We start from the raw sequence: 12050 nt of genomic DNA, 5'->3' as shown, positions 1-12050 counted from the left end.
TAAATTTTAATTCCTACACTACTCGTTGCTGAAATGAGCACTGAACGGTATGGTCAAGCCTGACGTAATAACCTCATTTTGACAAATCGTTCTTTGATCGCTTTGAGTGTGTTTAAGTCCTTCATAGCAGCTCTAATTTTGCTGACAGGCTTCTGGTGCTTTAGCAGGTTCAAATGAAAACCGGAAATCGTTTACACATCTTATTCTTAGCTTTGCTGCACGTCCTCATGGCTCGACCGCCCGGATTCGTGCAATATTTCATTTTTTATCAACGCCTCCCGGTCGGTTTTTGGCCCTTTATCCCTGTGATGCAAATAGCCCTGCTCATTTCCATGATCTTCATTATCCGGTTCTTTTGTGAAAACACCGTCGAAATAACCTGCAATTTCGTCGCGGAAAAAATAGGCCGCAGCTCCCGCCGCTATCGAGCCAAAAAGAACCACAGCTAACAATAGCTTATGATCGTTTTTTTGAAATGGATTTTTCATTGATGATTTTAAAATATATAATTGCAACATTGCAAAGGCACTAATGTTAGGTGTTTTGAAAACTAAAAATATCCGTCTGCTATATAGGACAAAAGAACGAAAGCGCAGGTCCGTTGCTATCCGGAATTTACTTTGGCATAAAATTTAGTTTATACCAGGCACGAAAGCAACAGTATCTACCAACTGTGAATTAGTTAAAACGATCGATAAACAATTAAAGGCCATATTGGCCAAAGACATCCGTAAGATTGGAAATTCCAATGTGCGTAACGCGGTCTTTCTGCAATTGATAGCCGCTTAGCAGCCAATAACTCAATATATGTACATCTACCTGTGGACCAGGGCGTTCACTTTTGAACGCCTTTTTTATGCGCAATGAGAACATAAATGGGTCGACATTCCGACTCCTGGTTATGTACCGCTGTTTTTAATTTGGATAGATTTTAAGATCCTCGTCCCGAAAGCTGGTTTCAATAACATTTCCCTCTGATGTTTTAATGAACCATTTTCTTTCCAATATTATTGAACTCATTACAATTTTTATCATAACCGCAATCGTTTTACTATTTCGGAAAAAAGACCAAAGATTTAAATCCGGACATAGTTTCTAAGGACAGGATTGGCGAGCTCCCGGCAGGAACCAGTGTCAATGATGGTCTATAAAGGCATCCGGGAAAAATCTGGCAAAGGTATGATATTGAATGGCCGGAGAAAACACTGGCGATCGTTTGGTTAATTATATCTTTATTGATTTTTGACTACGTAAATAATTTCTGAACTGTCCTGACTTCACGGCTCGTTTTGTCTGATGAAGATGCTACTCAAAGCGGCTTTCGAGTTCCCTGTCACCGAATCGTGAAGATGTAATGGACTTTTATCTTGCTCAACTAAGAAGGTATTCGTAACCGAAGTTGGGAAATACGCAAATTCATTTCTTCGCCTCAAGGGAATGCTGCATTTAGGCAATATCATTCTTTCGCATTTGTTATTCGTGGTCACAGTCCTTTAAAAGAATATTTTTGTTAGTAAGAATTTTATTTTTGGTAAACTTATCACGGGAACACTATAATGGACTTAAATACTGTTGCCATAGAAATAATAACTTCGATCATTATCATGCTCTCACCGATATGATAAGCAAAGAAGAAAGCAAATCTCCCGATGAATTTCAAAAAATAATGAATAAAATCATGAACATATTTTATAATTATTAGGGGGGAATGTCTTCTACGATCAATATAAATCATTTAAAATGCCTTTCGGACATTAAGGCAATAATTGAAGCGGCACGGAATAGTATTGATCGTGAGAACTGCCTGCCATCAATGCAGGCATAGGAAATTGAGGCATTTATAATAAGGTAGAAGCTTGCCACCTTTCAGCGTGAAGTTAATAAGTCGAATATTCGCGTCAACATTATTTTTTGCAATTATCAACGATAGGATGGTTAGGGCTTTTAAACATGAGCTTAAATGACGAGGTCGATGTCTGAATCCTCCAGTAATAAAATTTAATGGGCAATTTTCCTAAGCCATTTACAAAGAGTTAAAATTCGAAGAGTTTGTATAACCCTGATCAAACGCAGACTGCATTGACCGGCAAGTATAAGACTGCTGCTTTGTATTAGATTTTGACACTCCTTTACTTTCATTAGGTTTCAAACTTGATCTTTACTAAGTATAATCGATTCCCCCTTTAAATAGGCCCTAATTCTGCTAAATAAAATCGGCGCGCGTGATCCATGGGCTTTTTGCTGTAGGTCGATAACACAGAGCAGTCATTTGAGGTAAGATCTTTTTAGCTCCCGAAGCGGCCTTATCCTGGTAAATAACTTTAGCTGATCAGAAAGATCAATGGTATTGAAAATCACTTCGAGTAATTCAGGCTCGATATAGCCGCCCGACATTTGAAGCAAGTGCTGTGTCATAACTATGCTTTGAGCGAGCAGGTAAGTATTTTCAGTTATTTGTATCAGATAAGTAAGGTTATTATTGGGATCGGAAAATAGCTCGACATCAAACTGAAAACTCTCATTTTTGAGGGTTCCATTTAAAAACATAAATGGGCGGATTTTTGACACAAGATACGTAATTCACTGGCTTCCAAGAATGAAATATTAATATTAAAGCGGGATTATGCTACACCCTATGAGAATAACCAGCCTCACTCTGCGTAAAAAATACACAATGAAGAAGCCGCATCACTATATGCTAAGCAGAATTCAGCTGGTATCAAAATTGTAATGAAGTAAACCAAGGCCATTTAAATCAGGTCTTATGAAGTGATCAATGATGTTATGGAACAAAATTTAGATCAGAGAGTGAAAAAGGTTGTTTCGGATATCAAAATTATCAGGGAACAAAAAGGCTATAAACAAGTTTATTTAGCCGACAAGCTGAAAATTTCGCAACATGCCTACAGCAAAATTGAGCTTGGGCATACCTCACTTACGGTAGAACGTTTGTTTGCAATTGCACAAATTTTTGAAATGGACGTGATCGACATCGTAAAATATAGGTCTCCGGTTCCGGCAGAAGATATTAAAGTAACCGGTTAATGGCTCAATTAAACCGCCCCCTGTCAAGATCTCTAAAAGCGAATTGGAATTCTTTTTTTCGGGCTGTCAAATATACAAAGATGGCACCGTTATAAATTACCTGCAAAGTCTCAAAGGTAAGGGAAGAGCGTATTTCCATCCGGATGTATTCAGCTTCAGAGACGGAGTGATCTAAGCTTGTCAGTGCCGCGTGATGGTACAGTTTTTTTCTTAGTTCATAAAGATTAGAAATACTAAGTTTGTCAGTCGATAAAATCAGTTTTTTTAAATAAATCTGTAATTCCAGAATAAGCGGGTTATGTGATGCTTGAAACTGAAACGAAACGATCTTCATAAAACGAAACGGTATTATTTACTTTCTCGAAGGCAATATAATTATTTCAGACAATCAAGGGAAATTTTGACGTCCGAATTAGTTGGTAAAGGAGTCAACAACCCGATATGGTAAGCGGTAAAGGGTTGCCAAATAAGGGATCGCTCCATTAATCTGGCAAAGGCACGAGATTTAGTCCCACTAAGAATTGGTGTTCTTGAGAAAGGTCTCCTACCATAATCTTGATTGGCTCAGGAAGCTTTTTAATTAGCGTTGGTGTTGCGAATATTTGTTCTCCTTCCGCCAGATGCGGGTGTTTTAACAAATCGATCACTTCAATGGAATAAGCCCCTTTTAAATGTTCCTGACAATATACTGTAAGGTTTTTAATTGCATTTGCAGATTTGTGGCTGTTACCAGCTATATACAGGCATAACTTATATTGTTGACTCTCCATAAAGCTAGTTTATCAAAATACGGGCCGAACCTGATCAGCTTTTATTTCTTGCTGATTAATTTATTATAAATGGCGCGGGATCGGCGATAAGTTTGGCCGATCAAAAGAAAAACAATGGGAGCACGACTTCGGCAAGAGGCCTAATCAATTGGCGCTAACCTGCTTGAGGCCGCTGAAAAAGCTGACCAGGAAGGTGACACGGAATCACGATCCATCAGCGTTATCACCGGTTAAATCGCCTGGTCAGCAACCGGAGTGATGCTGAAAGGGCATCTGTGAGCGCCGGTGCATCCATCCTCCAGTCCCAGTTACCTTTGGGGGAGGCAGGAGTATTCATGCGGCTGTGCTGACTGAGGCCAAGTACATCCTGCATAGGTACCATAGCTATCGCAGAAACCGAAGCATAACAGGTTTCCAGCAGGAATTGCTTCAGGTTGCCCCGTGTTATTTTGGTCCTGAAGTATGTGTCCAGGTTCTGCCGTTCTTCCCTGCTCATGTCTTCTTCATACCAGCCGAGCAAAGTGTTATTATCGTGCGTGCCGGTATAAGTTATACTGTTCTCCCGATGGTTATGCAAAGCATGTACGGACACCGGCATATCTGCGCCGAACGCGTATTGCAGCACATTCATTCCGGGGAGATTGAATTGATCACGAAGTTCATAAACAGGCTCATCGATATTTCCAAGATCTTCGGCAATAAAGGGAAGGTGGCCTAATTCTTTCTTAACAGCCCGAAAGATCGCTGCGCCGGGTCCCGGTTTCCAGCCACCGCGTACAGCATTTTTTTCACCCGCGGGTACTTCCCAAAATTCCGAGAACCCCCTGAAGTGGTCCAAACGAATAAGGTCATAAAACTCCATATTCTTTTTGATCCGGGCAATCCACCATTCGTAGCCTGTCCGCTCATGGGAAGCCCAGTTGTACACTGGCATATTCCAGAGCTGGCCACCGGCATTGAAATAGTCGGGTGGCACGCCAGCGATGCCCGACATGTTTTTGTCTTTATCCAGACTGAAGAGCTCCGGGTGCGCCCATATGTCAACGGCATCATAACTGAGGTAAAAAGGAAGGTCGCCTATCAGACATAAGCCTTGTCCATGCACGAAAGATTTCAGTTTTTGCCACTGGCGGGAAAATATAAATTGACGCCACATGGACCTACCGATGTCCTGCTGATTTTGCTGCCGGAAGGTTTCGAGTGCTTTCCGATCCTTGCATTTAAGCTCCTCAGGCCACTGGTACCAGGGGGCGCCATCGTGGTGCTGCTTAATGGCCTCGAATAATGCAAAGTCATTAAGCCATGATTGTTCCCTGATCTTAAAGTCTTCGTAGGCCATTCGAAGGGCATCCGTTGCAGACCGGCCAAAACGCTTATAGGCCATCTCCAGCAATTGATCTTTAATGGTCGCTGCCCGGGTGAAATTGACCGTGCTGTTAGCTGTTGCGCGGTATGGTGATATTTCTTCTTCCGTAAGTAACCCATCACTAAGCAAATCGTCCGGACTGATCAGCAGGGTATTACCAGCCATCCCTGAAATGGCGCTGTAAGGCGAATTTGCAGCTGCGGCAATGGTTGGGTTTACTGGCAATAATTGCCAGTACCGCTGGTTGGATGCGCTGAGGAACCGGGCAAAGCGCCGGGCTTCGGGCCCCAGGTCGCCGATGCCATAAGGGGATGGCAAGGAACTGATATGCATGATGATACCAGCGCCCCGGTTGTCAGGAGGCGGAGCTGATTTAAACAATAATAGCGGAAAAGCCTCCATATGATCGCTTAACAGGAGCTGCTCATTCAATATCTTTTTTTTGTTATCGAGCGCGCTGGTCCATTGCAGGGGCGCATCAGGGGGCAGTATGATTTTAGTATCTTTCCAGTTGACTGCTCCATTTTCAAAGACTGCTGTATGCAGGGCGGCTACAACCAGTACCCATTGCCGTTGGTATTTGCGTGCAAAAGCAATCATATGATCCTGATATGCTCCCTCTGCTGTTAACGGAATGTATTCCCCATGACTGAATAGCAAGGGGGAATTCTTTCGCTCGGTCAGCAGTTTATGCGTTAACCACAATTTAAAAGTGCCGTTTGCCCTGTCATGCCATAACTCATCCGGTTTTAGGCTTTTGGATTTCTTGAGTAAGGCGGCGCTCCGTTTGTAGTCAACCGGCCTGCGGTTATCGGGATCAACCAGGCTGAAATCCCAGCGTTCGCAGCCCTGGTATACATCTGGCACTCCCGGACAACTGAATTTTAACAAAACCTGTGCGATCGAATTATTGATAAAAGCAGCGGAGATGTCTTCCTGCAACTGCTTAATGCTTTTCAGGAATACTGCGCTGTTGAGCAGTTGCTGTGCGAATTGAAGCGTGCTTTGTTCATACTGCTCATCGGGCTCGGCCCATCCGGTATGTAATTTGGCTTCCCGGAGCGCTTTGGTCAGATAGGCTTGCAGCCGCGGGCTTATTTGATCCCTGGTTTCTTCATTATCCGTGATGAACCCGGTGATGGTTTGATAGATCAGGTATTCATCGTTGGCATCCGGTGCCCCGCCGGTTTTATATGGCCGGTTTTCCTTTTGCCAGCTTCGTACCTGTTTAAACCATTTTTCGGGGATATCCGTCAACACATTCAGCCTGGCCCGTACATCTTCGCCCCGTTTGGTATCGTGCGTGGAAGTCCCGTTTAGTGAAAGCGGCCGTAACTTTTGCCTTTCCCGCATCAGGTTGTGGAACTTTTGAATGCTCAGCCCGAATTCCCGCGGGGAATCACCTACTTCATTGTGCCCGATAAAACGATCATACGTGTACATCAGCGTATCTTCTACGCCTTTCGCCATCAATGGCCCGGTAAACTGCATTAAACGTTGATAAAGCAGCAAAATACCGGCCTGCATTTTTTGCGGATGTTTTCCGGTAAACAAGTCAACCAGGTATAAGGCCGGCCGTTCCAATTCCGGGTTTTCACTGATGAACTGCCGGAAAATAGTCTGCACCTGTCCCGCTTCTCCGTCGTTAAGGGGAAGCTGGTTGCCATAATAACGGTATACATGACAATGAATAAGAAAACCGCCGATGGTTAACTTCCAATCTTTGGCTGTTATGTCTTTAACATCCCGGCCGGGCGCCGGTATTTTACGTAACAGCTGGTAAAGATTTTCAAGCTCGCCGGCCATATGCCCGTAGAGGATATCGCTTTTCTTTTCGGTGACCGAGCGGCTTAAAGACTTGCGGTCAGCCGCAATTTCCCGGTAAAAATCCGTGAACGCTTTTTTGCTGTTGTTCTCGGTCAGCAGATTGTTGACCATGCCCAGAAAATCATAGCCGGTATTGCCCTGCACAGGCCAATCGGGAGGAAACTGCTCATCCTGCTCCAGGATCTTTTCAACGATAATATAAGTTTCCTCACCCGCCAGTTTTCGCAATCTTTCAAGGTAGGTTTGAGGGTCAAACAGCCCGTCGATATGGTCAACCCGGAGGCCTTGTATCAGGCCTTTATCGAGTAATTCTTTTAAGAAACTGTGGTATTCATCAAAAATCTTCTTATCCTGAATATTCAGGCAGATCAGGCCATTAACGGTAAAAAAGCGCCGGTAGTTGATCAGCTGATCCGTATCCTGCCAGAAACAAAGCCGGTAATACTGCGCGTCAATAAGCTGTCTTATTAACCCAGCGTTTTTGTTAATATGATCCCGGATACTTTCTGCAGCTGGAGCATCCCCCAAGGATTCCAGTATGGTGTTGATCGACGCTTCATTTAAGGGATAGGCCTGCCCGGCATAGTTCAGTGTGAATTTTTCGTCTTGATAAACTACCTTTATTGCTCCGTCAGCGATGGTGTCGTCTAATGGCTTGCCTAAAAAAGGCACCATTAATTTTCCGTTGAAGCCAGGCGCATCCCAGCTGATATCAAAGAATCCGGCGTAGGGAGAGGCTTGTCCTTTTTCCAGAACGTCCATCAGCCGGGGATTTCCGGGATCGAAGGCCATGTGATTGGGTACAATATCCTGCAGCCAGTTCATCCCCCGTTCTTTGAGTTCTGAGCTGATGGTTTCCAGTTCCTGCAAGGTCCCTATTTCGGGATTGATGCGGTGCGGATCGATCACGTCATAACCGTGCACACTGCCTGGAACAGCTTCGAATATGGGAGCCGCATAAATGGTAACCACACCAAGTTCGTGTAAATAGGGGATGATTCCCATGAAATTTCTGAAGTTAAATCCTTTATGGAACTGTACGCGATATGTAGAAACCGGATCAAACATGCTGCTCAAATATTAAAATGCTTTCAGGGGGCAGGGTTACTGAGGAATTTATGATGTCAATATCGCGAACGGCTCCCTTCCATTGTGTTGATGCCGAGTTGAAGATAAGTTCAGCGTCGTGATGGAATTCAGCCAGATCGATCTGCTGTCGGGTTTTCGAGAAATTAAGCAGGCAATGCAAAGTTTGTACTTCTTTACGCCGGCTTACGATAAGCGTATTTTTTTCCTGGTCTGATGTGACTTTCAGGTTGGTCCTTTCAGGCAGCTGCAGTACAGGATGGGTTTTCCGCAGTTTGATCAAAGCTTTATAATAGTTAATCAATGTCTGATGATCTCCAGCACCTGTTTCGTGCCATTGCAGTTTCGATTGCAGAAAAGTAGCCTCTGCCTGCGGATCCGGCGCTTCACCTTCATTATGAAAAGCCGCAAATTCTGCTTTACGTCCTTTGCGCACCGCTTCAATCAATTCAGGATCGGTATGGCTCACAAAATACAGGAAGGGGGTGGATGCCCCGTATTCTTCGCCCATGAACAGCATGGGTATAAAGGGACTGATCATCACCGCCGCCGCCATTAATTTCTGCATTTCAAAGCTGAATAACCTGCCCGACCGTTCGCCCAGCATGCGGTTGCCGACCTGGTCATGATTTTGGGAGAATACGACAAACTGTTGTCCCGGGTTTTCAACCGGATCGGTGCCAAAAGTTTTTTCGCGGTGGGTTGAGTACCGTCCGTTGTAGACATAGGCCTGTTCAAACGCGCGTTTCAGGTCCTCCGTCCCGTTGAAATCGGCATAATATCCGTCTTTTTTGCCGCCAGCACAAACACGTAAAGCATGGTGAAATTCGTCTGTCCACTGGGCATCCATACCATATCCGTCTTTTTCCGGAGCGTCAATAAAGCGGTGGTCGTTCAGGTCGCACTCGGCAACCAGGTAATGTGTCCGTCCGGTTTCCTGCATCAGTTTGTTTATCGCCTGTCTAAGCTCCTTCAAAAAATGTACTGGACTGAAATCCTTAATGGCATGAACGGCGTCCAGCCTTAAGGCATCGATATGAAAATCGCGGAACCACATCAACGCGTTTTGTATAAAATAACGCCTTACTTCATCGCAGCCTGCATCATCAAAATTTACAGCGTTGCCCCAGGGTGTTTGGTATTTACCAGTGAAATAAGGCTCGAATTTCCCAAAATAATTCCCTTCCGGGCCAATATGGTTATAGACCACATCCAGTATCACTGCCAGTCCTTTCGCATGACAGGCATCAATAAGCCGCTGCAGTCCGGATGGCCCGCCGTAACTGTCTTGCACAGCAAAAGGAAATACACCATCGTAACCCCAGTTGCGCTCCCCCGGAAACTGGGCAACCGGCATGATTTCTATGGCTGTAACGCCAAGGTCCGCCAGATAATCCAGCTTTTGCTCAATACCGGCAAAAGTGCCCTCCGGCGTAAATGTACCTGTATGGATTTCGTAGATCAGGTAATTGCCCAAGTGGGGGTTCTTCCAGTTTTGGTCCGTCCATTTCATCGCTGCGAGATCAACTGCAACAGACCGGCCATGAACGCCTTCCGGCTGATGCAGCGAGTAAATATCCGGCCGGACTTCAGTGTCGATGACTATGTTATAGCTCATGCCGGGAAGCAAGGCATCCGTCGCGAGCTCCCAGTAACCGCGGTCACCTTCAGCAAGCGGCAAATTAAAACCCTTGTTTGTTTGAATGGCTACCTGTTTCGCTTTGGGCAGCCACAGTAATATTTCCGCAGTGCCTTCCGCATTGAAATTTACCCCGATGTTCCTTTTGCTCAGGCTCAATTTATCCATGGTTCGTTGTTTCATCCTGTAACAGCACAACCGACCTTCCTTCCACATGCACGGTTTCTTTCGGTTGATAGATCTTATCCGGCAATTCACCCGTTTGACTGGTATCGATGATCACCTTCCACTGGCGGCCATAAGTTTCATGCGGTAATTGATAATCCAAACCCTGGTCATGCGCATTAAAAACCAGGTAGAAGCTATCGTCAAGTACTTCCTTACCGCTAGAATCCACACCATGTATGCCGTGCCCGTTCAGGAACATAGCTACAGACTTGGCATAATCCTGTTGCCAGTGACTTTCTTCCATATGTGTACCATCGGGCAGGAACCAGGCGATGTCCTCCGTTTTTGAATCTTTTACCGCTACCCCTTTAAACCAGTCCTTCCGGGAAAAAACTGAATGTTCGTTCCGCAATTTAATCAGCTGCCGGGTGAATGCCAGTAGTTCCTGGTCTGGAGACGCCCAGTTGATCCATGATATTTCATTGTCCTGGCAATAGGCATTGTTATTGCCCTGCTGGGTGCGGCCCAGTTCATCACCGGCCACCAGCATAGGTACACCCTGGGAGAGGAAGAGGGTAGCTAAAAAGTTTCTTTTTTGTCTTTGTCTCAGGTTGATGATGTCCTGATCATCTGTCGACCCTTCAGCCCCGCAGTTCCAGGAGCGGTTATGGCTTTCCCCGTCTTTATTGTCTTCGCCATTGGCCTCGTTATGCTTTTCATTGTAGGATACCAGGTCATTCAGCGTAAAACCGTCGTGGGCGGTAATGAAATTGATACTTGCTGTCGGGCGACGGTAATCTTTATAAAGATCGGCGCTGCCGGTAATACGGTCTGCAAATCCGGGCAGGGCATTTTCTGAACCGCTCCAGTACTCCCTGATACAATCCCGGTATTTGCCATTCCATTCGGCCCAGCCAGGCGGAAATTTACCCACCTGGTAGCCCCCTTCACCGACATCCCAGGGTTCGGCTATCAATTTAACCTGTGAGATCACCGGGTCCTGGTGAATAATATCAAAAAAGGCGCCTAGCCTGTTTACCTCGTGCAGCTCCCGGGCCAGGGTAGCAGCCAGGTCAAAACGGAAGCCGTCAACGTGCATTTCCGTGATCCAGTACCGCAGGCTGTCCATCATCAACCTTAACACGTTCGGCAAATAGGCATTGAGTGTATTGCCTGTACCTGTATAGTCATTGTAATACCTTTTATCATCGGTGAGGCGGTAATAGGATGCGTTGTCAATACCTTTAAAAGATAATGTCGGCCCTAAATGATTGCCCTCGGCCGTGTGGTTGTACACCACATCGAGAATAACCTGGATGCCTGCCTGATGAAGCTCCTTGACCATGGTTTTGAATTCCTTAACCTGCTCGCCTTTTGATCCCCAGGCTGCATAACGGGAATCCGGTGCGAAAAATCCGATGGTGTTATAGCCCCAGTAATTGCAAAGCCCCCTTTCTTTCAGGTGGCGGTCGGAAATAAACTGGTGTACGGGCATCAGCTCAATGGCCGTGATACCCAGGTCTTTCAGGTATTTTATGCTTGCCGGGTGAGCTATGCCTGCATAAGTACCCCGCAGCTTTTCCGGTATCTCTGGATTAAGCCTGGTAAAACCCTTTACATGCGCTTCATATATTACGGTATTATAGTATTGATAGGAGGGAGCGGTGTCATCTCCCCAGTCGAAATGCTCGTCGATAACTACTGATTTGGGCAGGTAGGGGGCGCTGTCCGTCTCGCTGAAACTCAGGTCTGCTGCCTCGTCGCCCACCTGATAACTGAACAACGCATCATTCCACTCAATAGTTCCGGAAATGGCTTTGGCATAAGGATCAAGCAATAATTTATTGGGGTTGAAACGATGCCCGTTCTCCGGTTCATAAGGTCCGTGTACCCGGAAGCCATATAACTGGCCGGGCGCTAAACCTTCGATGTAAACGTGCCATATAAATTCCGTTTTTTCCGTTACTGTAATTTTTGCCGATTCGCGCTGTCCGTTCACCGACTCGAAAAGACAAAGCTCTACACCGGTAGCGTTTTCAGAATATAAAGTAAAGTTAACCCCTTTTCCGTCCCAGGCCGGGCCAAGCGGGAAGGGTTTCCCTGGTAAGATAGTTGTTGTCATGAATGCAGGTACAGGATGTTATGATAT

Annotated in this window: 7 protein-coding genes; 1 reads left to right on the top strand and 6 read right to left on the bottom strand. The window is 45.4% G+C overall.

The features are described 5' to 3' along the window. Window positions 1–206: 206 nt before the first annotated feature. A complete protein-coding gene (locus EAH55_RS14225) occupies window positions 207–488 on the bottom strand; it encodes a hypothetical protein (RefSeq protein WP_162996879.1) in 282 nt (93 codons plus the stop codon). Window positions 489–2265: 1777 nt separating this feature from the next. Beyond that, on the bottom strand, window positions 2266–2547 hold the full coding sequence (locus EAH55_RS14215) for a hypothetical protein (RefSeq protein ID WP_121810254.1): 282 nt from the start codon (window positions 2545–2547) through the stop codon (window positions 2266–2268). 237 nt (window positions 2548–2784) lie between these two features. Here EAH55_RS14215 and EAH55_RS14210 point away from each other — a divergent pair, with 237 nt between their 5' ends. Next, window positions 2785–3045, top strand: coding sequence for a helix-turn-helix transcriptional regulator (locus tag EAH55_RS14210; RefSeq protein WP_121810253.1), 261 nt, complete (start codon window positions 2785–2787; stop codon window positions 3043–3045). Between the two features lie 482 nt (window positions 3046–3527). Here EAH55_RS14210 and EAH55_RS14200 read toward each other — a convergent pair whose 3' ends face one another. From EAH55_RS14200 to glgX, 4 genes are all read right to left on the bottom strand, one after another. After that, on the bottom strand, window positions 3528–3815 hold the full coding sequence (locus EAH55_RS14200) for a circadian clock KaiB family protein (protein ID WP_121810251.1): 288 nt from the start codon (window positions 3813–3815) through the stop codon (window positions 3528–3530). A gap of 223 nt (window positions 3816–4038) precedes the next feature. Continuing rightward, on the bottom strand, window positions 4039–8076 hold the full coding sequence (gene treY, locus EAH55_RS14195) for a malto-oligosyltrehalose synthase (RefSeq protein WP_121810250.1): 4038 nt from the start codon (window positions 8074–8076) through the stop codon (window positions 4039–4041). Beyond that, entirely contained in the window at window positions 8069–9916 is a 1848-nt protein-coding gene (gene treZ, locus EAH55_RS14190; protein WP_244228196.1) for a malto-oligosyltrehalose trehalohydrolase, read from the bottom strand. Before treZ ends, treY begins: the two co-directional genes overlap by 8 nt. Next, window positions 9894–12023, bottom strand: a complete 2130-nt coding sequence (gene glgX / locus EAH55_RS14185) for a glycogen debranching protein GlgX (RefSeq protein ID WP_121810248.1) — start codon at window positions 12021–12023, stop codon at window positions 9894–9896. Before glgX ends, treZ begins: the two co-directional genes overlap by 23 nt. Window positions 12024–12050: the final 27 nt, after the last annotated feature.

The sequence above is a fragment of the Mucilaginibacter kameinonensis genome (assembly GCF_003675385.1).
GTDB lineage: Bacteria > Bacteroidota > Bacteroidia > Sphingobacteriales > Sphingobacteriaceae > Mucilaginibacter > Mucilaginibacter kameinonensis.
This window is presented reverse-complemented; position numbering and strand designations above follow the sequence as displayed.